Origin of the sequence: Pedobacter sp. Leaf170, assembly GCF_920984665.1 — a bacterium.
GTDB lineage: Bacteria > Bacteroidota > Bacteroidia > Sphingobacteriales > Sphingobacteriaceae > Pedobacter.
In genome coordinates this window covers 1051552-1077934 of sequence record NZ_CAKLBP010000001.1, presented here as the reverse complement: position 1 = coordinate 1077934, position 26383 = coordinate 1051552, and the positions used below count along the sequence as shown (strand labels likewise).

General features: G+C 36.8%; 16 protein-coding genes. 11 read left to right on the top strand and 5 right to left on the bottom strand.

Annotated features, from left to right (window positions below; translation table 11 throughout):
- Window positions 1-140 precede the first annotated feature (140 nt).
- From LUA90_RS04835 to LUA90_RS04820, 4 genes are all read left to right on the top strand, one after another.
- Window positions 141-1331, top strand: coding sequence for an ROK family protein (locus LUA90_RS04835; protein WP_231490485.1), 1191 nt, complete (start codon window positions 141-143; stop codon window positions 1329-1331).
- Between the two features lie 82 nt (window positions 1332-1413).
- Complete coding sequence (locus LUA90_RS04830; RefSeq protein ID WP_231463962.1) at window positions 1414-4740, top strand: SusC/RagA family TonB-linked outer membrane protein; 3327 nt, start codon at window positions 1414-1416, stop codon at window positions 4738-4740.
- 27 nt (window positions 4741-4767) lie between these two features.
- The gene (locus LUA90_RS04825) at window positions 4768-6351 is read left to right on the top strand and encodes a SusD/RagB family nutrient-binding outer membrane lipoprotein (RefSeq protein ID WP_231490484.1); all 1584 of its coding nucleotides are present in this window, start codon (window positions 4768-4770) and stop codon (window positions 6349-6351) included.
- A 56-nt stretch (window positions 6352-6407) separates the two neighbouring features.
- Window positions 6408-7832: an alpha-L-fucosidase gene (locus LUA90_RS04820; protein ID WP_231490483.1), complete on the top strand. Its 1425-nt coding sequence runs from the start codon at window positions 6408-6410 to the stop codon at window positions 7830-7832.
- Here LUA90_RS04820 and LUA90_RS04815 read toward each other — a convergent pair.
- The 5 genes from LUA90_RS04815 to LUA90_RS04795 all read right to left on the bottom strand — a co-directional run bounded on the left by LUA90_RS04815 (window position 7829) and on the right by LUA90_RS04795 (window position 15622).
- Entirely contained in the window at window positions 7829-8917 is a 1089-nt protein-coding gene (locus tag LUA90_RS04815; RefSeq protein WP_231463956.1) for an Ldh family oxidoreductase, read from the bottom strand. The genes LUA90_RS04820 and LUA90_RS04815 overlap by 4 nt on opposite strands.
- An 86-nt stretch (window positions 8918-9003) precedes the next feature.
- Window positions 9004-10590: a bacillithiol biosynthesis cysteine-adding enzyme BshC gene (bshC, locus tag LUA90_RS04810; protein WP_231490482.1), complete on the bottom strand. Its 1587-nt coding sequence runs from the start codon at window positions 10588-10590 to the stop codon at window positions 9004-9006.
- Window positions 10591-10658: 68 nt separating this feature from the next.
- Complete coding sequence (locus LUA90_RS04805; protein ID WP_231490481.1) at window positions 10659-12503, bottom strand: alpha-L-fucosidase; 1845 nt, start codon at window positions 12501-12503, stop codon at window positions 10659-10661.
- A gap of 388 nt (window positions 12504-12891) precedes the next feature.
- Complete coding sequence (locus LUA90_RS04800; protein WP_231463950.1) at window positions 12892-14820, bottom strand: DEAD/DEAH box helicase; 1929 nt, start codon at window positions 14818-14820, stop codon at window positions 12892-12894.
- 343 nt (window positions 14821-15163) lie between these two features.
- Window positions 15164-15622, bottom strand: coding sequence for a DUF4293 domain-containing protein (locus tag LUA90_RS04795; protein WP_231490480.1), 459 nt, complete (start codon window positions 15620-15622; stop codon window positions 15164-15166).
- An 85-nt stretch (window positions 15623-15707) separates the two neighbouring features.
- Here LUA90_RS04795 and truA point away from each other — a divergent pair, with 85 nt between their 5' ends.
- The 7 genes from truA to LUA90_RS04760 all read left to right on the top strand — a co-directional run bounded on the left by truA (window position 15708) and on the right by LUA90_RS04760 (window position 26380).
- Window positions 15708-16460 (top strand): tRNA pseudouridine(38-40) synthase TruA, encoded by a 753-nt coding sequence (truA, locus tag LUA90_RS04790; protein WP_231463946.1) that lies wholly within the window; start codon window positions 15708-15710, stop codon window positions 16458-16460.
- A 180-nt stretch (window positions 16461-16640) separates the two neighbouring features.
- On the top strand, window positions 16641-18413 hold the full coding sequence (locus tag LUA90_RS04785; RefSeq protein WP_231463945.1) for an ABC transporter ATP-binding protein: 1773 nt from the start codon (window positions 16641-16643) through the stop codon (window positions 18411-18413).
- Between the two features lie 35 nt (window positions 18414-18448).
- Complete coding sequence (locus LUA90_RS04780) at window positions 18449-19036, top strand: RNA polymerase sigma factor (RefSeq protein ID WP_231490479.1); 588 nt, start codon at window positions 18449-18451, stop codon at window positions 19034-19036.
- Between the two features lie 69 nt (window positions 19037-19105).
- Complete coding sequence (locus tag LUA90_RS04775; RefSeq protein WP_231490478.1) at window positions 19106-20281, top strand: FecR family protein; 1176 nt, start codon at window positions 19106-19108, stop codon at window positions 20279-20281.
- Window positions 20282-20440: 159 nt separating this feature from the next.
- Window positions 20441-23749, top strand: a complete 3309-nt coding sequence (locus LUA90_RS04770) for a SusC/RagA family TonB-linked outer membrane protein (RefSeq protein ID WP_231490477.1) — start codon at window positions 20441-20443, stop codon at window positions 23747-23749.
- A gap of 11 nt (window positions 23750-23760) precedes the next feature.
- Window positions 23761-25152 carry a RagB/SusD family nutrient uptake outer membrane protein gene (locus LUA90_RS04765; protein WP_231490476.1) on the top strand — a complete coding sequence of 464 codons (1392 nt, stop codon included), beginning with the start codon at window positions 23761-23763 and terminating at the stop codon, window positions 25150-25152.
- Between the two features lie 133 nt (window positions 25153-25285).
- Window positions 25286-26380 (top strand): cyanophycinase, encoded by a 1095-nt coding sequence (locus tag LUA90_RS04760; RefSeq protein ID WP_231490475.1) that lies wholly within the window; start codon window positions 25286-25288, stop codon window positions 26378-26380.
- Window positions 26381-26383: the final 3 nt, after the last annotated feature.

Genomic DNA, 26383 nt, shown 5'->3' with positions numbered 1-26383 from the left:
TAAACACACATATCCAAACAAAAAAAGGCTTAAAGAGATTTAAGCCTTTTTTTGTTTGGTAACTAACTTTTAAAAAAAATTAATAAGTTTTTAAATGTTTTAAATTTATTTATTAAGTTTGTTATAACTAAACCAAACTAATGTCTGTTATAATTGAGAAGAATCAGCGCTTACGTGCAGATATCATAAAATATCTTTATTATAAAAATGCATTGTCATTAACCGATTTGAGTAAGCTTACAAGTAAAAGTTTGCCATTGGTTACCTCTATTGTTAATGGTTTAATAAATGAAAATTTTATTATAGAACAAGGTTTAGCGCCTTCTACAGGTGGCCGCCGAGCTTCCATTTATCTGCTAAATCCCAATAATCAAAAATTTACAGTTGCTGTTGCTATGGATCAATTAGTTACCAGATTGGTGATTTATGATTTATCACGAAAAATGGTGATACCTATGCAATATCTTGATTTCAACATGTCTGATGAAAGCAGTGATGTTGATGTGCTTGTCAATTTTATTAATAAAAGTATTCAAAGCTCAAATATCAACAGAAAAGATATTATTGGAGTGGGCATAGGTATGCCGGGCTTCGTAAATGCAGAGCTTGGTGTGAATTCATCTTATTTGCCAATTAAGGGCGGTACAACAATTCGTGATTATTTAAGAAAGAAGATAAAGCTTCAGGTGGAAATAGATAACGACTCGAGTTTAATCGCGCTGGCTGAACTAAACTTTGGTGAAGCGGTAGGCCTGAAAAACGTAATGGTTGTTAATATTGGTTGGGGAACAGGTTTAGGAATGATTTTGAACGGGCAGCTTTATCGTGGAAGTAGCGGCTATGCAGGCGAATTTAGTCATATACCATTATCAGATAGTAAAAATTTATGCTCGTGTGGTAAAAAAGGCTGCCTGGAGGTCGATACATCTCTACTCGTTATGGCAGAAAAGGCCGAAAAAGCGTTAGCTGAAGGTACAGTTTCGAGCATGCGTGAGTTGTTTAAAGATAAAAGTAAACATCCACGGGAGCATTTTCTGGACGCAGTTAATGCGCAAGATCCTTTAGCAATTTCTATTCTCTCCAAAGCAGGTTTTCAATTGGGTAAAGGGTTGGCTACGCTCATCCATATCTTAAATCCAGAGTGCATAGTGCTAAGCGGTAGAGGTGCGAAAGCAGGAAAAATGTTAGTTCCGCCTATACAACAAGCTATAAATGAGTTCTGCATACCTCGTATTTCAGAACAAACAAAAATAAAAATATCGACACTAACAGATGAGGCAGAGCTTTTTGCTGCTGCAAGCTTAATAATAGAGAATTCTCAATTCGATTAACTTAAAACCAAGGCGTATGGATAAATCAAAAAACAACTAACCTTAAATTCCTAATTAAATAAACAAACTTAAACTAAACAATATGAACAGAATATACTACAAGTGCTTGAGTATATTGTTATTTACCATGCTGGCGATAACAACTTTTGCACAAAATAAAATTACCGGTACGGTAAAAGATGCATCTGGGCCTTTTCCCGGAGCAAGCGTTTCCGTTAAAGGAACAATGAGAGCAACACAAACCGATGCAAACGGAAATTTTACCATTGCAGCACAGCCAAACGAAACGTTAATTTTTACAGCTGTTGGTTACAAAAGAACAGAAGTTGCAATTAATAGTCAAACTACGCTAAGCGTAACCCTTACCGAAGATGCAAATTCACTTAATGATGTGGTTGTTACAGCCTTAGGAGTAAAGAGGGATGCAAAAGCCTTGGGTTACGCAGTTAGCACTATATCCTCAAAAGAGTTAACACAGGCAGGTGCAACAAACTTTGCAGGCGCAATGTATGGTAAAGCTCCGGGTGTGAGAATTTCATCAGCACCGGGTGGCGCAACAAGTGGTGTAAACATTAACATTCGCGGCGTAAATTCAATTACTAATAAAACCCAGCCACTAATTGTATTGGATGGTGTGCCTATTCGCGATGGTGAGTATGCAAACAGCGATTATTGGGGCGATCAGCGTATGCGTGGTAACGGATTACTGGATATCAACAATGAAGATATTGAAAGTATTTCCATTCTAAAAGGCGCCTCTGCAGCTGCACTTTACGGTTCAGAAGCAGTAAATGGTGTGGTTTTAATCACTACAAAGAGTGGTAAAGGTGCAAAAGGATTTAATGTAGATTTTAATGCAAATTATACCAATGATAAGGTGGCTTATTTGCCAAGATATCAGAACGTACGCGGGCCAGGTATCGATCCATTTTACTCAAACGCCGGACAAGCAGCTGATGGTTTTGTTTATCAGGATTTAGATGGTAACGGAACCAAAGAAACCAGAGGCGTTGGTGCATTTTCTATCAACTTTGGGCCAATCTTCGATGGTAAACCTACATTAGCATGGGATGGACAAATGAGGCCATACGATGCACAGATTGACAATTACGCTAAGTTTTTTCAAACAGCAAATAACTCAAATGTAAATGTTGCAATATCTAACACAACTGATAATTCTAATATACGTTTATCCCTAACCCGTCAGGATAATCAGGCGGTAAGTTATGGCACTAAAAACGAAAAAAATATAGTAAACCTAAACACTTCATTTAAATTAGGTAAGCGGTTTACAACTGATTTAATTGTAAACTATATTAATCAGTACACTCATAATCGTCCATTTCTGGTTGACCGTATGATTAACAATTTTACAGGTATGATCGGTAGATTCGATAATCCGGAGTGGTACAACGCAAGGTATAAAACCAGTAGAGGTTATAAGTTTGTAACCGGAACAAACCAAAGTTTAACTCCGGCAGAAAATATTATTTACCCAGGATTTAAAGCCGATGTTGCAGACTATATCTGGAATGTTAGAGAAAATAATGAAAACGAATTCAGCGACCGTGTTATCGGAAGTTTGACCAATACCTGGAGTATTACAGACGACTTAAAGTTAAGGGCTCGTGTATCATCTGATATTACTTCTCAAAAAACGGAAACATCAAAACCAAACGAAGTTCCAATCGCATTTAATCCTAATTCAGGCTTTTTTGGTTTGATGAACTACAATAGCAAAATTCTTTATGGTGATGCCTTGTTAACCTATACAAAAAAAATCACTAAAGATGTTGGCATTACCGCAATGGGAGGTTATACAGCTACCCGCGAAACTTACAACTCAGTTCAGCGTGAAACAAATGGTGGTTTAAGTGTAGAAAACTGGTTTGATTTAAGTGCTTCTAATAATATGGCTACGTTTAACAATGGTTTAAACTATCGCAGAACATTAGTTAAAGATGCCTTTTTAGGTACCTTGAATGCCAGTTTTAGAGATTACTTATTTGTTGAAGGAACTGTTCGTAGAGATAGAACATCTACCATGAATCCTAACGACAATAGTTTTGTTTATCCATCAGTTAACTCAGGTTTTGTTTTCTCAGAAGCGTTTAAAATGCCAGAAGCAATTAGTTATGGTAAAATAAGAGCATCCTGGGGTATTGTAGGTAACTATCCATCTATTTATTTAGCTAATGTTGCATATTCACAAAACACATTAGGTACTCAAGGCGGTTCTAGTTCAGTGCTTTACACAACTATTCCAACATCATATGGTAATGAACTTATAAAACCAGAGCGTAAAAAAGAGCTTGAGTTTGGTTTGGAAATGCGCTTTTTGAAAGACCGTTTACGTTTAGATGTATCGTACTATAATGCTCAAATCAACGATCAGATTTTACCTCTAACCATTCCTTCATCTTCAGGAGCAACATCAATTCTGGCAAACGTAGGTACCTTAAGAAATAAAGGTATTGAGGTTGCTTTAAGCGGAACGCCGGTTAGAACGGCTTCATTCAGCTGGAATTCTACAATTAATTTCTCGAACAATAAAAACGTTGTAGAGAAATTGGCAAATGGCGCTACAGAACTAATTCATGCAGATTATGATGGTAATGCAGCTCAATTAAAATCTATTGTTGGACAACCAATGGGCGATATTTATGTGCACCCAATTGCTAAAGACGCAAGAGGAAACGATATTGTTAACAGCGATGGTTTATACAAGCTTGATGCAAATAACATGGTTAAAGCCGGTAACTCTATGCCAAAAATGATTGGTGGTTTTATCAATAGCTTTGCATACAAAAACTTCTCTATGGATGTTGTAATGGATTTTCGCTATGGTGGTCACGTAATGCCTACTGGTATTAATTGGATGATTAGCAGGGGTTTATTGGAAGAAAGCTTAAACTTTATGGATGAGGCCAGCGGTGGTTTAAGATATTACAGAAATGCGGCAGGCATTGGTGTACAAACTACCGGTGCCCAGGGTCCGAATGGTGAAAAAGTTTTTACTGATGGTATGTTGATGGGTGGCGTTTTAGAAAACGGACAGCCAAATACAAACGTAATTTCTCAATCTTATTACTATTGGAATACTTACAACTGGGGTGGTCCTCAGTACAGTTCAGCTCGTTACGAATTGTATGTAATTAAAAACAATTACGTTAAAATGCGTGAAATTACATTAGGATATAAAATTCCGGTTAGTTTGGCTAAAAAAATAGGTGCTAAAAACTTACAAATCTCTGCATTTGGAAGAAACCTGTTTTACTTATACAGAACTATTAAGGACTTAGATCCGGAGCAATTGACATCAGGTTCAAGATGGACACAAACCATTACAAACGCAGGTTCTAATCCGGCAACTAGAACTTTTGGTTTTATGCTTAGAGCGGGCTTTTAATAAGTGCTAATTGTAAAGAAGATTAAAATGAAAAAGATATTATCAAATATAGCGATAACACTATGCTCTGCGTTGGTTATCACCTCATGTAAAAAATCAGAATTTAATGATGCTTACAGAGATCCCTCAAAAGTAACTACATCATCAGTAGCGAAACAATTTGCGGGCTTAATTTATACTAATAGGGAATATGTTGTACCAAGTTACTGGAATTATTTTGTGGTGCAGCGTACATCGGTTAACCAATATACACAAGCTGTAGGTTGGGCTAATGCTATTGGTCAGTATGTTCCACCATCGGGTGGTGTTAACGATAGATGGTCTAATTATTACAATTTTTTGGCTCAATACAGAGAGTTACAGAAAATTTATAATGCATCTAGCGCTACAGAACAAGCCGATAATCGCATTTTCATGATTACTGCGGCAATTTACTTTTATGATCATACTCAAAAAGTGGTTGATTTGCACGGAGATATTCCATGGATGGATGCCGGCAAACTTAGTTCTAATGGTGGCGATTACAGCGCTTCGTATGCAAAATATCAAGGTGCAGAAAGCATTTACACAACCATGTTAGATGATTTAAAGAAATTTTCTGATGATTTATCTACCATTACCGTTCCTGCTGCATCTTTAACTGCATTCAAAACTCAAGATCTAATTAACAAAGGTAACATCGTGATGTGGCAAAAATACTGTAACTCACTCCGCCTTCGTATATTATCACGTGTTTCAGCGGTAGGCAGCCTTTCTGCCAGATCTAATACTGAAATTGCTGGCATTTTAGCAAACCCGGCTAAGTATCCATTATCATTGGTAAATGATGACAATATACTTTTAAAAGTTACTGATGTAGGTAGTGATATCAATGCTAAAGGTTTTCAGACTGGTTTAGAAGACTGGAACGGAAACATCGCAGGTAAAAGAATGATCGATCACATGAAAACCAATGCTGATCCGCGTTTAAGAGCATTATTTGAACCGGGTGCAAATGCAGCAGGGGTATATAATGGCTTAGATCAGTCTTTAGATGCTACAACTCAAACCACCTTAATAAACGGAGGTATGATTTCAATTTATAATCGCTCAACGGTTAGTCGCAACCAGTTTTTTCCAGGTGTATTAATTACTGCTGCCGAGGTTAATTTTCTTTTGTCTGAATATTATCTAAAGGCAAATAATGATGCAATGGCAAAATCAACATACGAAGCCGGAATAAAACAATCTGTAAATTTTTATTATTGGGTTAGAACCGTAAGTAACGATAATACAGCCGGTGCTTTAACTGCTACAAACGATACTGAAATAGGTCAATATATTGCAAAACCTGCTATTGCATGGGCAGGAACAAATGCAGCAAAATTAGCTTTGTTAGCAAACCAAAAATGGTTACACTATAATGTTATCGAACCAATTGAAGGATGGGCAGAGTTAAGAAGATTGGATTTGCCAGCTTTAACTTATCAGGTAGATAATTCTAGTCAGCAGAAACAACCACCTTTTAGATGGGTGTATCCTGCACAGGAAATCTCGTTTAATGCTGCAAATTATGCTGCGGTTGCTTCAAAAGATAATTTAACCACCAAATTGTTTTGGGACGTTAATTAGTTGGATTAGTTGTTTTGTAGGGCAGGAAAATTCCTGCCCTTTTTTATTTTCTTTGTATGATGAAATCTCTTATATTTTCAATCTTATTCTTTTGTTCAGCAATTACTTTTGCTCAGCAAAACGACATTATGCCTCAATCTACCCATTACGAATGGCCTAAAGACCCATTGGTTAAAGAGAAATTAAATAACTGGCAGGATAAAAAGTTTGGTATGATTGTGCATTGGGGCTTGTACGCCGTTCCAGGTATAATCGAATCGTGGTCAATTTGCTCTGAAGATTGGATAGAAAGAGACTCTACAATTTCTTACGAGAATTATAAAAAATGGTATTGGGATTTTAGCAACAAATTTAACCCAACAAATTTTAACCCCGAGCAATGGGCTGCAGCAGGCAAAAATGCAGGAATGAAGTATCTTGTTTTTACCACCAAACATCATGATGGTTTTGCCATGTTTGATACGAAACAAAGCGATTTCAGCATTGCAAGAGGCCCATTTGCAAATAATCCAAAGGCTGATGTAGCAAAATATGTTTTCGATGCTTTTAGAAAAGAAGGTTTTATGATTGGTGCATACTTTTCTAAACCTGATTGGCATTCTCAATATTACTGGTGGCAAAAATATGCTACAGCCGATAGAAATAACAATTACGACATTCGGAAATATCCATGGAGATGGAATAAGTTTAAAGACTTTACCTACAATCAAATTGGGGAGCTGATGAACAATTATGGTAGTGTTGATATTTTATGGTTAGATGGAGGCTGGGTGCGTCCGTTAGAAACAGTTAACGAAGAAGTGCTTTCCTGGGGTGCAAACATCCCAAAATGGAGCCAGGATATCGATATGCCGAAAATTGCAACTATGGCCAGAAAGGCACAACCGGGTTTATTAATGGTAGACAGAACGGTGCACGGTCCTTATGAAAATTATCAAACACCAGAACAAAGAATTCCCGATAAACAATTGGATTATCCATGGGAAAGCTGCATGACTTTAGGTGGCGCATGGGGATTTGTACCAAATGATAATTACAAACCTGCAGCCGAAGTGGTGCATAAACTTGTAGAAATTGTAGCCAAAGGCGGAAGTTTGCTTTTAGGAATTGGTCCGAAACCTGATGGGACTTTGCCGGAAGATGTGCTGAAAAAATTAGCAGATATTGGAAAATGGACATCGGTAAACGGCAAAGCCATATACAATACCAGAACAGCTAAAAACTATCATAGTGATAAAACATGGTTTACGCAGAGTAAAGATGCTAAAACGCGTTATGCAATTTATTGTTTGTTAGCTGATGATAAACAAACTGAAATCTCGTGGAATGGGAATACGCCAAAAAAGGGGACAACAGTTAAACTAATTTCCACCGGGCAAAAAGTTACCTGGAAAAGCGTTGGGGATAAAACAACGATAAAATTGCCTGGTAATGTTAAGAACCAGCCGGCTTTAGCTTTTGAATTTGAAGCAGTTGATTAATCAGTCAGCGCTTCAATTTCTAATTTTGCTGCGAGTTCATTCAAATCGTTTACTACAACATCAATTAGCGGTATTCCGCTAATTTTTCTTTCTTGTTCAAACTCATGTTCCGGTTCTCCGGGTATAATTACTTTTTTAGATTCATCAACTGTCTTCGCACTTTTAAATCTCTCTATCCAATTGTCTAAATGATTCTTAAAATCTGCGGCAGGGCGGAAACCATCCACACGCATGGCGCCTAAAAAGTGACCTAAACCTTCGCCTACCGGATTTGCAGAAGGCTCTAAAAAAGCGACAAATGGCGGAACCCATGGGCCATAATTTGCGCCAGAAAGCACTGCTGATAAAATATCTACAGTTGCGCTTAAACCATAGCCTTTATGGCTTCCATGGTCTTTATCGCTTCCCAAAGGCAATAATGAACCACCATTTTTTAGCTCGTTCGGATTGATGGAGTTTTTACCATTTTTATCCTGAACCCATCCATCAGGTATATCTTTATTTCCCCTTTGAGCAATTTCTAATTTTCCATTTGCTGCGGCAGATGTAGCCATATCAACAATTAATGGTGGGTATTTTCCTGCCGGGAAAGCATAACACATCGGGTTTGTACCCAACAAGCGTTCATTTGCATAAGTTGGTGCTACCAGCGGACTAGCATTAGTCATGCTGATGCCAATCATATCTTTTTCTACAGCCATTAAAGCGTGGTAACCTGCAATACCAAAATGATTAGAGTTTTTAACCGAAACCCATCCACTACCATATTTTTCAGCTTTCTCCATCGCAACTTTCATGGCAAAAGGCGCAACAACTAAGCCTAATCCAGCATCTCCATCTACCGTTGCCGTTGTTGGCGTTTCGTGTACAATTTTAATATCTGGTGTTGCGTTAATTCTATTTTTCTCCCAAAGGCGAACATAACCACTTAATCTGGCTACGCCATGCGAATCAATTCCACGTAAATCTGAGCGGATTAAAACATCGGTAGCCAGCGTTGCATGCTCATCAGAACAACCGATTTTTTTAAATACGTTATGGGTAAAAGTCCTGAGCTTAGCTTCTGTAAAGGTTATGAAGTTCATTTAATACGATTTGTCGTCATTGCGAGGTACGAAGCAATCTCTAATTGGTGCAGATTGCTTCGTACCTTGCAATGACGGAGTTTTATTTAAGGCAACAATAAAGTGAAATCTCCGCCCAGCGGTTCGAAATTTTCTATGCAGGTAGACAGAAAATCTTCGCCATAATTAACGTACATGGGGGCAATATTCATTGTTCTTTCCTGCATGGTTCCGTTAGGGAAAAGCCTTTTCTTTACGTTTTCAATTTGAATTAAGGCTGTTTCATGCTTTCGCTTTTCGGCTCTGAATAGCTTTTTCTCCAGATTGGCTAATAAATGGTTTGTTTTCTGTTTGGCTGTATCTGTGGAAACTGAAAGCGTTTTGTCAATTTTATAAGCATTCAATTTAATCTGGTCGAAAATGCTGTTTATGGCTCTGGTTTCATCGGCAAGAATAAGTTGCGCCGTAGAATTCTTCCTAACCCAAATGTTTTTTAATTCTTCAACAGGTAAGAAGATATCTTCCAGCTTAAAACCCAGATTATATAAATTTTCGGCACTACGTTTATCAATCAATAAGGCCGAATTGCGAAGTAATAACACTGGGAAATCAACCTTGTAATAATCAAAATTAGTTTTTAATTGCATCCAGTAAGCAACTTCTGCACCTCCACCAATATAGGCGATGTTTGGCAATATCACTTCCTGGTACATTGGGCGCATTACAACATTCGGACTAAACCTTTCAGGATGCACGTCGATTTCCTCCTTTAATTCATCTTCAGTAAAACTGATGTCGGTATGGTTAACCAGATATCTACCATTTTCGAAAACCAAACGCTCACGTAAATCATTCTTTAAATAAAAGAAATTTATATCGCGTCCATTAACCTGCGTTTTATAACCAAGCTCTTCTAAGTTTTTTGAACTGTTATCGATATTTCTAGAACTATTGTGTTTAATAATATCGGCCTTGATGATGGATTTAAAAAGCGTTTTAAGTTTCTTATCATCGGCATTTACAATTACTAATCCATATTTTTCGAACAGATTATTAACTAAATATCGGGTTGCATCAGCCAGGTTATCGTGTTCCAAATAAGCTTTTTCTACCAGTTTGGCAATGTGCCTGCCATTTTCAGAAATACCTAAATATCCTTTATAGGCGGTAACTGCTGCGGTAACGGTTTTTGTACTCAATCTACCCGTTGCTCCGTTGGTTGTTTGTATCCAGCTAATGTTTTTCTCATCAACATTTACATGATTGATTTCATCAAAATCATGGTCTTCCGTTGCCATCCAGTAAACCGGAACAAAATTCTTATCGGGATGCGCAATTTTAAGTTCGATGGCAAGATTTATTGCTGTTACAATTTTATAGATAAAATACAGCGGGCCAGTAAATAGGTTTAATTGATGGCCTGTAGTTACCGTAAAAGTATTTTCTAAACCTAAAAGCTCAATGTTTTTGCTAACAGATTTATTGGGGTTAAGATGCTCATATTGAGTTTTTAGAACGTCAACTAAAATACTTCTGTCGCCTAAAAATTTTCTATTGCTAATGGCTTGGCTCAATCCATCCATATCCGGGCGATAACTGTAAAAAGCCTTGAGCGCTTCTTCGTTATTAATATAATCTAAAACCAGTTTTGAAAACGAACCGGTTTCCTGATAGGAAATATATTTTGCCTGCATAATTAGCGAAAGTAATGCAAATAAAGCACATTCATAAAGCTGAATAACTATTTTACAATTTTTAAATATTACTGGTTGTTCTCAATAGCACCAATCTTTTCTCTATATAATTTTATTGGTCCATCCAAAAGTACAGCAATAACGGTTAAATCTTTATCCAGCTTTTCTTTGGGTATATCAATATAAATTATGCCGGGAATTTTACTCCAATATAATTTGTTATAGATGTTATGATTAAGCATTGTACCTTCACCAACAACCCTAATTCTGCTGATATTATTATCTAAACCCTTTATAGAAATTGGTCCGGTGGGTTTGCCTTCTACAAAAAGATAAAGCGTTTGTTTATCTTCAGATAGTACTGTTTTACCTTGATAATGTCCTTCAGGAATACCAGCAGTGGTATTGTATAAAGCCTCTGCATTTTTAACTACCCAATTATTTACCGCGTTTTTTGAATTACTTATACCAGATTTAAAGCCTAAACCATCTGCTGAGAGGTTAGTGTTTTTAAAAATATTTATGCCATCGTTTAAGTTTTTGGCTAATGTCAGGTAATTCAGGTTTGTAAAATCCATTGCATGGCCAACTTCAAATAAGTTTTGCAATGAAATGGGTGCTTGTTTTTTATCAGATAATTTAACTTCATCATTAAACGTAACTTTTAGTACCGTTAAATCATTATCAAAATCACTTTCATCTATATCTAAAATATAATCTGTATCATTAAATTTTGTGTATTTAACCGGTTTGTTAAGGCCAACTAATTCCACTTTATTCACCTTTGATTCTATCCCAGATAATAAAATTCCATGCTCGGTTTTGAAGTCTACATAGATATAAAGTTGTTTTTTATCTTTTGATAAAGCTGTTTTGGCATTTATATGGCCTTCTGGTATTCCTGCCTGTGTAGCGTAAATTGCTTCTTTGTGTTTGCTTGTCCATCTACCTAAATCCTTTAATATTTTAACTTGATTTGCAGGAATTGTTCCGTCGGGCTTAGGTGCGATATCCAGTAACAAATTTCCACCCATGCTAATACAATCAATCAAATTTCTGATAATCATATTGGATGATTTGTAATGTGTGTCGAAAGGTTGATAGCCCCATGAATCGTTCATGGTGTAGCAAAGTTCCCAGTATCTGGCATTGGGTTTTACTACCGGAACACCTTGTTCTGGTGTTTCATAATCTCCATAAGCACCAAGTCGCGAGTTGAAAATTACGTTTGGATTATCTTTGCTGAGGATATTTTTTATTTTTGGTACCTGCCATTCTTCGGCACTGTGTTCCCAATCGCCATCAAACCAATATAAATCTGGGCGATAATTATTTAATTCTTTAAGCTGAGTTTGCTGGTAATTTATAAACTGATTCCATTTTGAAATGTCCTTTTTAGAATCGTACCTTTTACGGTCGCGGGTAAAAACATCATAGTAAGGATGGCTCCAATCGGGCAAAGAATAATATAAGCCGGTTTTTAAACCCGATTTTTTTAGCGCTGCTACAAATGGGCTCAGCAAATCCTTTTTTGCCCTACTGCTGTTAGCTGTGGTTATGGCTTTTTCTGCATTACTGTTCCATAATGAAATGCCATCGTGGTGTTTAGTGGTAATAACTGCATATTTTGCGCCGCTTTCTTTTATCAGATTTACCCATTCCTGCGGATTATATTTTTCGGCAGTAAATCCGTTAAGCTGCTTCATGTAATTATCATGATTGATATAATTATTATAAAAAGCCCAGGATTCTGAAATACCATTTACAGAATAAATTCCCCAGTGAATAAAAATTCCGAGTTTAGCATCTGCAAACCATTGCATTTTTTCCTTATTATCCGGGTTGTTTTGTGCTTTGGTTTGTAGGTTTAGCAGAAAAGCAAAGGTTATTAGCAGGCACTTAAAAATTCTCATATTATTTTTTGATGTGGCTTAAATATAGTGCTTTGATTCTAAAAAATTAAGGGTGATAATTTTTTATGATGGTTAATGATTTGGCAAGAAAAACGATTAATAGTAGTAATGACTTGAGTATTTAAACGGGATAGGAGTGATATCCTTTTTGGCTTTTAATAAAATTTAAGAAGTTTCCTGAGCACTGTCGTAAACAGGTTTTGTAAGTTTAAGTTTTGTGCCAAAAAGATTTAACGGATAGCCCGACTTTCGTGTATTTTAGCAGGATTTTGCTTTTCAAAATGGAAATTAACAGGCATTACTTTTTAATAATAAATGCTTCGCTATGGAGCAAAAAAAAGCCGCCCCGAAATTTCGGGACGGCTTATAGAATATTTGGTTTAGTGATTTACCATTTTTTGCGACGTTCGCCGCTTCCACCTTCACGATTTCCGCCTTCTCTGCGTCCACTTCCACCTTCTCTGCTTCCACCTTTTTCATCACGGCTACGGCCAGAGAAATCTCTGAAACCGCCACCACCTTCACGATTTCCACCTTCACGTCTGCCGCTACCGCCAGAACTTCTTCTGTCGCCACTGCCACTTCCACCACGGTAACCACCGCCACCGCCGCTTCTGCGTTCACCGCCGCCAAATCCACCGCTACGTCTTTCACCGCCACCGCGTCTTTCGCCTGCACCTTCACCACGTCCACCATCTCCGCTTTTTTCAATGCGAACCTGGCGACCATTAAATTCAACAGCTTTAAAGCCTTCAAAAACTTTATCAGCAACTGCATCTTCAACTTCAAAGAAAGAGAAAACACCTTTTAAATCGATTTTACCAACGCTTTTGCCACCAATCTTACCGTTGTTACAGATAAATGATAACATATCGCCACGGGTAAATTCATCTACCGAGCCTAGATTGATGAATAAACGAGTGTAACCTTCGCTACCACGTCCGCGTCTTTCTCCACGCTCACCTCTTTCGCCACGTTCATCGCCAACAGCTGCATTTAAATCAGGTGCTTTAGAATAGTAGTCTAAGAAACGGTTAAATTCTAATGAAGCAAAACGTTTGATTACATCCTCTTTAGATAAATCTTTAAATTCATCCATAATACGAGGAATGTATTGGTCAATTTGCTCTACATTAACTTCTACGTTATGTACTTTGTGTACTAAAGAGAATAGTTGTTTTTCGCAAACATCAAATCCGGTTGGTAACTCAGCTTTAGTAAATTGTTTACCAATAATACGCTCTAGTTGACGGATTTTACCTGTTTCTTTAGAGTTAATGATACAGATTGAAATACCAGTTTTACCTGCACGACCAGTACGGCCAGAACGGTGGGTATAACTTTCAATTTCATCAGGTAAAGAGTAGTTAATTACGTGAGTTACGCCACTTACATCAATACCACGAGCAGCAACATCAGTAGCAATTAACAATTGCATGTTACGCTCACGGAAACGTTGCATAACTTTATCACGTTGTTGTTGCGATAAATCGCCGTGTAAAGCATCAGCATTGTAACCATCTTTAATTAAATGCTCAGCAATATCCTGAGTATCTAATTTTGTTTTACAGAAAACAACACCGAAAATATCAGGGTTAAAATCTACAATACGTTTTAAGGCAGCATATTTATCACGTGCACGAACAATATAATATTCGTGTTCGATGTTTACGTTACCTGTATTTTTTGTGCCCATGGTTAATTCTACAGGGTTATCCATATAGTTTTTAGCTATACGGCGAACTTCTGCAGGCATTGTAGCCGAAAATAACCAGGTTTTTTTGTCATCAGGTGTAGTTGATAAAATGTCGTTAATGTCATCCTGGAAACCCATGTTTAACATTTCGTCAGCTTCATCAAGCACAACATATTTAACGCTCGAGAAATCAATTGCCTTACGGCCAATGATATCTAACATACGGCCGGGCGTGGCCACTACAATTTGAACGCCTTGGCGTATCTCGCGTAGTTGTTGCATAATGTTCGCGCCACCGTAAACGGCAACAACGTGGGCATTAGCAACGTTTTTAGAAAAGTTTTTAAGGTCGTTAGCGATTTGTAAACATAACTCACGCGTTGGGCATAAAATTAATGCCTGCGGTTTTGTTACTTTAAAATCGATTAGTTCTAACAGCGGCAAACCAAATGCGGCTGTTTTTCCTGTTCCTGTTTGGGCCAAACCAACAAAATCATTAGTGCCTTCTAACAGTACAGGAATACTTTGCTCCTGAATAGGCGTTGGAGTTTCAAATCCAAGGTCCTTTACGGCATTAACGACGTCATCACTTATCCCCAATAATTGAAATGGGTTTGTCATTCGTCTTTTTATTTATAATTAAGCCGCAAAGGTACGCTTAATAATCCGTATTTTATTGATAGTTAAGGAAATAGTTTTTTAAGCTAAATCTTTGAAAATAAGGAAGAAAGAAATGGTGTAAAATGGGATATGGAAAATGGATGATGGGAATGGAGTATTTTCTCAGCGTAATGTTTGTAAATGTCTGTTAAAATTAGAAAATCAAAACCTGCATTTATCGGTTAATGCAGCCCCGCTTTACACTACAATCTTTTTCAAACCTGTAAGGTTTTAAAAACCTTATAGGTTTGAGAAAAAGTATTTCCGCTACAATCGGGTTTAAAGGGCAAAAACAGCATAAATATTAACGCAACCTTTCGGCAGAGCGTATTAAACTTTCATCTTTATTAATACCGAAAATAGCTAATACAAGGAATAAAATTGCAACCGCAGGCATGTAAGCGCCAATGCCAAAACTTGCACCCTCTATACCGCCAGGAAGTTGTTTTATATAAATACCGCACCAAAAAGCAAAACCTATAATTGCGGCAATTGTAAAAATAATAACTCTTTTTTGTAAGCTTCTTTTTCTAAAATTAAAAATATTTATAAAGCAAATCACAATTAAAGCAATGTTCGTTGTTAACATTGGAATATTAGTCTTCACAAGCAAACCATCTCCACTAAACGATTGCTGCATACCTTTTATATAAATGGCTGTTTCATTACCTTCAACAGTCTTGGTTGCAATTGGTAAAAACAGCATCAAAATAAGCGTCAGCGTTGCTAAAAAAAGCCAGATAGATTGTATTCTTTGTATCATGTTAATTTAATAAATTGTACAAATATATATTTAATTCCATTTTACAAGCTTATCTAATAAAAGGAAAAAGTATTTTTGCATCGCTTTGAGTAAAAAAAGGTATTTCATACAAATCGCTTATGATGGCAGCTTATACCATGGCTGGCAAATTCAACCAAATGCAGTAACTGTACAAGAGCTATTGGATAAAGCTATGTCTATATTTTTTAGGCAACCAATAGAAACTTTAGGTTGCGGCAGAACCGATTCTGGCGTACACGCTACTGATTTTTACGCTCATTTCGATGTGGAAAATATTAGTGAGGAAAAAGTTTTAGCAGCAGTTGGAGGCATAAATGCAATGCTTCCTTATCAAATTGCTGCAAAAAGAATTATAACTGTGACTGATGATGCCCATGCCAGGTTTGATGCCACCGCCCGGGCTTATAAATATTACATTCATTTCGAGAAAGATCCTTTTAAATTTAACCGTTCGTGGCTGGTAAAGGATGGGCTCGATGTGGATTTAATGAATCAGGCGGCAAAAGAATTACTAAATTATACAGATTTCTCTTGTTTCAGTAAATCAAACACTCAAACCTTTACTAATAATTGTAAAATTGTAAAGGCTCAGTTTGAAGAAGAAAACGGTAGCCTGGTTTTTACCATAGAAGCCGATCGTTTTCTGCGGAACATGGTTAGGGCCATAGTTGGAACATTGGTAAGAATTGGTAAAAAAGAAATCAATTTGGAGGATTTTAAAAACATTATTGATAGTAAAAACAGAAGTAATGCAGGTCAATCGGTTCCGGCTTGCGGTTTGTATTTGGTAAAAGTGGAGTACCATTATTTAAAATAAATGGCGGAAGCTTTAAGGTATAAGGCACCGCCGTCGAATTAGCTGATGGCTTAAAGCAGGATTTAGTATAGACCTGGAAAAATAAGATCTGAAACTACTTTGATAAGAAACATATTATTATTTATATTTTAAGATGATGTAAGGCCTTAAACTCTAAGCCTTGCACCCAAAACCCCATAAATGGCAGTAACAGGCGACGTATATAACACAGGATTGCTTAAACGTATTTTTAAATATGTGAGGCCTTATCGTGCTGTTTTTGTTTGGTCGGTTATTTTAACCATTTTGCTTGCGGCTATTTCTCCCGTTCGTCCTTTTCTTATCAAATTTACACTCGATAATTATATTTTAGCAGGCAATTACGGTGGTTTGGTAAACATGACGATGCTCATGATTTTTATGCTGATGCTGCAATCTTTAATTCAGTATAGCCACACCTTACTCACCAATACTTTGGGTCAATCGGTTATACGCGATTTACGAATTAACGTTTTTAACCACATTACGCAGTTACGCTTAAAATATTTCGATAAAACGCCTATTGGTCAACTAATAACCCGAACTGTTTCAGATTTAGAAACCATTGCAGATATATTTTCAGAGGGTTTAATTTCGATGATTGGCGATTCCTTACAAATTGTTGTAATTGTTGCCGTAATGCTCTTTACCGATTGGGAACTCAGTCTTGTGGTGCTTTTGCCAATTCCCTTACTTATAATTGCCACAAGGAAGTTTCAAAAAGCAATAAAGGTTGCCTTTCAGGAAATCAGGAATGAGGTATCGAACCTGAATACCTTTTTGCAAGAACATATTACTGGCGTTTCTATTGTTCAATATTTTGCCCGTGAGCGCCAGGAGTATAAAAAATTCTATGCCATCAATAAACGCTATCGCGATGCAAATATTCGCTCAAACTGGTATTATTCAATCTTTTTTCCGGTTGTAGAGTTAATTTCGGCCATGTCTTTAGGTCTATTGATTTGGTACGGCTCAAAAAGTATTTTAGCTAAACCTTTGGATGTAACGCCCGGCACCATCACGCAGTTTATCATGTATTTGGGTATGGTTTTTACGCCAATTCGCCAACTGGCGGATAAATTTAATACCCTACAAATGGGTATGGTTGGTGCAGAGCGTGTTTTTAAAGTTTTAGATACCGATGAAAAAACACCAAATACAGGGAAACTGACACCCTCAAAACTCGATGGAAATATCGAATTTAAAAACGTTTGGTTTGCGTATAACGATGATAATTATGTTTTAAAAGATTTAACTTTTGATGTTAAAGCAGGCGAAACTGTTGCACTTGTGGGTGCCACTGGCGCAGGAAAATCATCAACCATAAACATTTTAAACCGTTTCTACGAAGTAAAAAAGGGCAAAATTACAGTGGATGGTATTGATATCCACGACTTAGAATTGAATTATTTAAGAAGTAATATTGCCACTGTTTTACAGGATGTATTTCTTTTTTCTGATACGATTTTAAATAATATTACTTTAAATAATGCCGGAATCAAGCTGGAAGATGTTGTAAATGCAGCTAAAAAAGTTGGTGCGCATGATTTTATCGAACGTTTACCGGGCGGATATCAATACAATGTAATGGAAAGAGGTTCTACGCTTTCTGCCGGACAGGCGCAATTGATTTCATTTATCCGGGCATTGGTTCATAATCCGGCAATTTTAGTTTTAGATGAAGCAACTTCATCCGTTGATACGGAAACCGAATTGCTCATTCAAAAAGCAATTGATAATTTAATGGAAGGCAGAACATCAATCGTTATTGCTCACCGTTTATCAACCATTCAAAAAGCAAATCAAATTATTGTTTTAGATAAAGGTGAAATTAAAGAAAAGGGTACGCATCAGCAATTATTAAGGCTAAATGGCTATTACAAAAAGCTATACGATTTGCAATTCTCATCAGAAGGTATTGCTAAAGGTACTTAAAATGACTATGTTTGGTTTCCTAATAGTCTGAATTTTTGGAATCCTGCAGAAAAAGTGAGAACGATTTACACCTCTTTGATTTATTAAAACAAGGAAACGAACAGGCTTTTAGCAAAATCTACAAACTTTACTGGGCCGAACTCTACAATGCTGCCTACAAGCGCTTGCCAGAAAAAGAAAAATGTCAGGATGTAATTCAGAACGTGTTTGCTGATTTGTGGAACAGAAAAGCAGAACTCGATTTACAAAAACCTTTAGCTTACTTACATACGGCGGTAAGGTTTCAAGTGTTAAAACACATTCAAAGAGGCAGTAAAAACAGTTTTTTATATCAAGCATTTGAAGAGAAATTAATCTCTCCACTACGGGCAGATGGCGAATTATTAGAGAAGGAAGCCAAAGATTTAATAGAACTGTTTATTAAAGCCCTACCAAAAAAGAGAAGGAAAATCTTCATTCTTCATTATTTTGAGGGTTTATCGACAGCAAAAATCTCTGTTGATTTAAATATTTCTCAAAAAACTGTTCAAAATCAGTTAACCACCGCAACACATGCTTTAAAATTTCGGCTAACGCATATTTTTCTCGTCATTGCCGTAGCTTATTCTATCTTTTTTAAATAATTTTTAAAATTTAATATTTTTTTGGGAGATTTTCTATCTGCTGGTACATAGATATAAAAACCAGATAAAATGAATTCATTTCCTAACCGAAAAGATTTAGATAAAATATTAAAACGCTATTTATCTGGCGAAGCCAATGCCGAAGAAATTAAGTTTGTTGAAGAATATTATAAGTTTCTTGGTAAATCAGGCGATAATTTAAATCCGGCCAAAGAAATTGAAGATTTTGAGGACTCAAATTATCAAGCAATTCAAAATAAAATAGCTTCAACTCAACAATCAAAGATAAAACCGCTTTATAAATATATTTCTGTTGCGGCTGTAATGGCTTTCGCATTCGGTGGGTTTTATTATGCTCAAAACGATAAAAGTTCAAATACAAAGGATTTAACTCAACATCAGAGTAAGACTTTTGATATTTTGCCCGGTGAAAATAAGGCTACTTTAACACTTGCTGATGGCTCTAAAATCATCTTGGATGAAAACACAGCTACAAATATTAGCGACCGCGATGGTATTAAAATTTCGAGAGAGCAAGATGGGCAGTTAGTATATACAATTGTGAATAAAGCTGTGATTAACGCTGGTAAAAATATTGCCTATAATACTATCGAAACGCCCAAAGGCGGTCAATATCAGGTTATATTACCCGATGGGAGCAAAGTTTGGCTAAATGCTGCATCATCTTTAAAATACCCCGAAGCATTTGTAGGAAAACAGCGTTTGGTAGAACTTAAAGGCGAGGCCTATTTCGAAGTCGCTAAAAATAAGCAAATGCCATTTCGTGTTCAAAGTCAAAATCAAAACGTAGAAGTATTAGGTACGCACTTTAACATCAATAGCTATTTAGACGATAAAACAGTTAAAACCACTTTACTGGAAGGAAGCATTAAGGTTAGCAATTTAAAAAGCTCTAAAATTTTAAAGCCGGGTGAACAATCGGTTAATGGTCTTGCTCAAAATGCTTTAATAAAAGTGGTAAATGATGTAGATACTGATGATGAAATTGCCTGGAAAAATGGTTTGTTTCAATTTAATGATTCTGAACTAAAAACCATTCTGAATCAATTAGAAAGATGGTACGACATCAAGATAGACTATGACAATGTTCCTGCTAAAAGATTTAATGGAATGGTGCCCCGAAAATCTAAGCTATCTGAAGTATTGAAAATGCTCGAAAAAACAGGAAACATAAAATTTGAGCTTTTGGAAGGGCCAAAACTCAAAGTTTTATCAGAAAAATAAACTAACCAGATAGATGGCAAAAAGCCAATATGTAACTAATCAATTTAACCTTTAAACCAAACTGAATGTATGAATTTTTACACTCGAAGTAGTAAATCCGCTGTGGATAAGCCAAAGGATTTTACTCCAAATTATTTTAACCATCAATTTCTTAGGGCTATGAAATTATTTATTTTCATAATGACGGTTTTATGCTTACAGGTAAGTGCAAATGCATTTTCTCAACGCATAAATATTAGTCAGAAAAATACGCCGTTGGTAAAAATTTTAAAAGAAATTAAACGCCAAACCGGTTATTTCTTTTTGTACGATACCGATCTAATTCAGCAGAAATCGAAACCTGTAACCATCGATTTAAAAAACGCTGAACTTAAAGATGTTTTAACTCAAGCATTAAAAGCTCAACCATTTGGATGGGAAATTAAAGAAAACACCATCTTAATTTTTCCGAAAGTTAATATTAATGAACAAGCTAAAGCTATTGATGTTACAGGAAAAGTGGTGGATGAAAGCGGAAACCCAATGCCGGGTGCTTCTGTTCGGGTTAAGGGGCAATCGGCAATTTATGTAACGGATAGTAACGGTAACTTCACCATCAGAAATGTTGATGAAAATGCGGTTTTGGTGGTTTCTTACATCGGCTATGCCGATAGAGAACTTGTAGCCAAAGCGCAAATGGGTTCTTTAAAGTTAACGCCTTCGGCGGGAACATTAAGCGATGTTGTGGTAACTGGCTACACCAACTATACTAAGTCACAATCTGCAGCAGCGAGTTCATTAGTAACTGCAGAAAAAATTAATACTGTGCCAGGCTTAACTGTAGACCAGATTCTGCAAGGTCGCGTACCGGGTATGAGTGTAATTTCATCATCAGGGCAACCAGGCCAAAGTGCAGCAGTTGTAATTCGTGGTATTGGAAGTGTAAATGGTTCTTCGGCACCTTTGTATGTTTTAGATGGCGTGCCAATAGAAGCAGGCTATTTTCAAACCATTAATCCTGAAGATATAGAATCGGCCACGGTTTTAAAAGATGCTTCAGCAAAAGCTTTATATGGCTCAAGAGGTTCGAATGGTGTTATCGTTTTAACAACTAAAAAAGGTAAAGCCGGTAAACTTGCTGTTAATTATACATCGCAATATGGTTTCTCTAATTTGAGTAGACCAAACTTTACCATGATGAATACTGAACAACGCTTGCAGTTTGAAGAAGAAATTGGCGCAAGTTTTGGTCGTAACATTGGTCCGGGCTGGACATATTCTCCTAAAAACCCAACTTATGCTGCAGGTACTGCAACAACAAGAGCCAGAGCAGATTATATTATTGATAGTTTGAAGAGTATTAACACCGATTGGAGAGATATTTTCTTCCAAAGAGGTAAATTTCAGGAGCAACAAGTGAGCATTAGCGGTGGTAATGAAAACTTACGTTTCTACAATTCATTAAACTATTACAGTCAGGAAGGTGTGGCTAAGCGTACTGGTTTAGATCGTTACTCATTAAGAAGTAATTTAGATTTTAAAGATGATAAATTCAGCGGTAGCGTAAACTTATCATTGGGTTATTCTCAATCTAGCTTTACCGAAGGTGAGGGTGGAACAGGCGCCGGAACAGCAATGGCATCTGTTTATTATGCTTTACCTTATGAAAACCCTTATGCTTTTGATGGAACTTTGGTGCATCCGGGAAACAGGTCTCAATATTTTATTTTAGATCAACGGGAAGGCAGTCAGGCTTTAGAGCGTTTGTTAAATTCTTCTGATAAAACAGATCAGTTAAAATCTATTATTAGTACTGCTTTTGCGTACCAGATTTTACCTGAATTAAAAATTAGTACCAGAGCTGGTATCGATTATCGCCAATCTACAGATCAGCAGTTTATCAATCCGGATTCTTATTACGGTTCTAGAAGTGTGGCAAATACTTTAGGCGGAAAAGGGCGTTTAACAGATGCAAGTCGCAGAAACTTTAATATCATTTCAACTACCGGATTAACCTTTGCTAAAAAGTTTAACGGCGTTCATGATTTAGAAGCTTCAGCATTTTACGAATACGTTTACAACAATTATAACTCTTTTGGCTTTAGTGCTTATGGTATTGATGGTCGTTTGCCAGAAACACCAGCAGGCGCTACCAACAGCGCAGTTTTCTTACCATCAACAACAGGTGGGAAAACAAAAAGTGCTTTAGCATCATTTATGGGCGTTGCCAGATATACGTACAACGATAAGTATACAGCAACGGCAAGTTACCGTTACGATGGTTCAACAAGAGTAGCACCAGAAAATAAATGGCATGGTTTCTACTCGTTCGGTGCTAACTGGAATGCCAAGTCTGAAGAGTTTTTAAAGAATAATGATTTTGTTAATGATTTGCGGGTTAGAGCAAGTTATGGTATTACTGCAAGTCCTTTTGGTGGCGATTTTACTTACTTGCCAACTTACACAGTCGGAACTTCTTATGGTGGTGTGGCAGCAATCAGACCATCGGCTGCGGGTAACGCAGATTACGATTGGGAATACGTTAAAGAATCTAACGCAGGTTTTGATTTAGCGATATTGAAAAACCGTTTGCGTATTTCTGCAGACTATTACTATCGTTTAACCACCAATATGTTTATCGATCAACCACCTTCGGCAACATCTGGTTTCTCTTTATTAAGCTTAAGTTCTGGAAAAATGAGAAACAGAGGTATCGAATTTGAGGTTAATGGAGATATTATCAAAACCGGAAATTTCTTATGGTCTGTAGGTGTTAACGCTGGTTATAATAAGAACAAAATTCTTCATGTTACTGATGTTACAGATTCTTATCCGGATGGAGATTCTCGTATTTTAAAAGTTGGTTTGCCTTACGGAACATATTTCGCACCAGATTGGGCAGGTGTTAATCCTCAAACCGGAGAAGCACAATATTATAATTTGGATGGAAGCATTACCACAACTTACAATGTAAATACTCAAAGCACAACAAATTCTGGTGGTTTATACCCAACCTTTACTGGCGGTTTTAATACCTCATTAAGCTACAAAGGAATTACGGCTTCAGCTTTATTCTCTTTTGTTTCTAATGTTATGCGTTGGAATAATGAAGATTTTTATAATGAAAATCAGCGTTATGCAACCAGTAACCAGAGCGTAAGAATGTTAGAAAACAGATGGCAGGTTCCGGGCGATTCTGGTAATGATGCAATTCTTCAAAGATTCGATATCCCTAGAAACTTTACTTCTAAAGATATTCAGGATGCATCTTTCTTAAGGTTAAGAAATGTTAATATCGGCTATTCTATTCCTAAATCAATTTTAGAAAAAACTAAAATTATTAAAGGCGTAAAAATCTTTGTCCAGGGTCAGAATTTATTTACATGGACAAAATGGAGAGGCTTAGATCCTGAAAACAATGCTGTGTATGGTCGTTTTCAATACCCGAATACTAGAACTTATACGGCTGGTTTAAATGTTAACTTTTAATAATTATAGCAATGATTAATAAAATATATAAAAAATACGTACTTATATTTTCGTTGTTAGTATTGGCATCATCATGTACAAAACTTGATTTAGCGCCAACGGATACAATATCGCCTGATAAGGCTTTTAGAAATATAAGTGATATAAACTTAGGTTTGTTGGGTGCTTACGCATTAGTAGATTATACGCCAATAAGTTTGGTTTCAACAGTTTCTGATGAAGCAACATTCCCAACAGAAAATACGGTTGGAAATAGCGATGCCTTCAGATGGCTTTATACTGCCGGAAGTGGTTCGGTAACCTCGCTTTATGCAAGTTATTACACCGCGATTGATAGAGTTAACAGAACAATTGCAGGTTTAGATGCCTTAACATTAAGTGGGGCAGATGCAACTACAGGTGCAAGATACCGCGGTGAACTTTTAGCCTTACGTGCATATTTTCATTTTGAATTGTTGAGAAACTATGCATCTGCTTATCAAACCGGAGCATTAGGCGTTCCATACATGAAAACATCAACAATTTCTTATCCTGCAAGAGATAATTTTGAAGTGGTTGTAGCAAATGCAAAAGCTGATTTAATCTCAGCCAAAGGCTTAATTCCGACAACTTTTACAGATAGAACCCGAATTACAAAAACTGCGGTTTCTGCTATTCAAGCCAGATTGGCATTGTATGAGAAAAATTGGAGCGACGCTATTTCTTACGCTAATGAAGTGATTGCGGTGAATCCTTTAGCAACAAAAGCACAGTTTCCGGGTATATGGACAGATGCTAATGAAAACGAAGTTATCTGGAAAGCAAAACGTGTTGGAACAACTGATTCTAGAGTTGGCGATTTTTACTTCCGCCAAACTGGTGGCATTGTTTTATATGCGCCTGCTTTTAAGTTGATTAATACTTTTGATAAGGTTAACGATTTGCGTTATACTTCGTACATCAGATTTGATGCAACAAGAACTGGAACAAGATCTCAATATCTGGTAAATAAATATATTGGTGGTACCTCAACAGCTCCAGGTTTAACCGATATTAAATTATTTCGCACGGGCGAGATGTATTTAATTAAAGCTGAAGCAGAAGCGGAATCAACTGGAGATGCAGCTGGCGATTTAAACGCATTGCGTAATGCTCGTGTCAATAATTATGTTAGCGCAACCTTTGCTGATAAAGCAACGCTTATCAATGCCATCATTGAAGAAAGATTTAAAGAACTTGCTTTTGAAGGTCATCGTTTTTACGATCTAAAAAGGAGAAATTTACCGGTAGTTAGATTGGCGGCTGACGCTGTAAACGCATCTGGAGCGGTAACACTACCCGTTACTCAGGCTCAATACTCGCTTCCTTTACCTGCTTTGGAAATTTCGGTAAATAAAAATACCGTTCAAAATCCGGGCTATTAATTATTTGGTGACTTTACAAGAGATGCCTTTGTCATGTTGAGCTTGTCGAAACGATAATACATATTTCTATTAACCTTCGACAAGCTCAGTCTGGCAAAATGAATTTTGATAGAGCCTCATTAATATTTTAAATATGAAACAAATATTCTTTATCCTGCTGATGGCTTATTGCGTTTCGGTTATGGCTTGCAGTAAAACTTCGGTTTCGCCTGCAACACCAACAACTGGAGGCGGAGGGACAACAACGCCAGTCGCGAAACGCAGACCTGCATCAATTGGTTTGGTTGGCGATAGTAGTAACGTAGTTAAAGCAACCAATGGCGGTATGGTTTTAATGGGTGGCGGAACGGATGTTGATGCCGCTTTTAAATGGATGATTGATAGAAGCGGAGGAGGAGATGTTGTGATTTTGCGTGCTTCAGGAACTGATGCCTATAACCCCTACATTAACGGTTTGGGTACGGTAAATTCTGTAGAAACCTTATTAATCAATACAAAAGAATTAGCAAATAATGATACAGTAGCTTACATAATCCGAAATGCTGAGATGGTTTTTATTGCCGGTGGCGACCAATCTGATTACATGAGGTATTGGAAAGGAACGAAAACCGAACAAGCTTTAAATTATCTTTTGAATGATAAAAAAGCTCCGGTTGGCGGTACCAGCGCTGGTTGCGCAATTTTAGGTGGCTTTTACTATAGTGGTGAAACCGGCGGTTTAACCTCGGTACAGGCTTTGGCAAATCCATACGATTCAAACGTAACCTTATACAATAACGATTTTTTAAAAGCACCTTATTTACAAAATGTAATTACCGACCAACATTATTTAACCAGAGATAGAGAAGGGCGCTCGGTTATTTTTTTAGGTAGGATAAAAAAGGATTGGAATATAGCCGCAAAAGCTATTGCTGCAGATGAAAGAACGGCCGTTTGTATTGATAAGGATGGAAAGGCGCAGGTTTTTGGAGACTATTCTGCAAGCCGACCTTACAGTTATGCATATTTTATAAGTTCTGATGAAGGCAAACAACCCGAACAACTGGAGGCAAATAAGAAAGTTATCTGGAGTAATAACGAAAAAGCCATCTCAGTTTATGAAATTCCTGCATCGGTAAATGGTGGTGGTAATTTTAATGTTGCTAACTTTAAGGCAAGTGAAGCCACGGGTGGCAAATGGTATTGGTGGTGGATAGATAATGGAGTTTTAAACAAAAAAGTTCAATAAAAT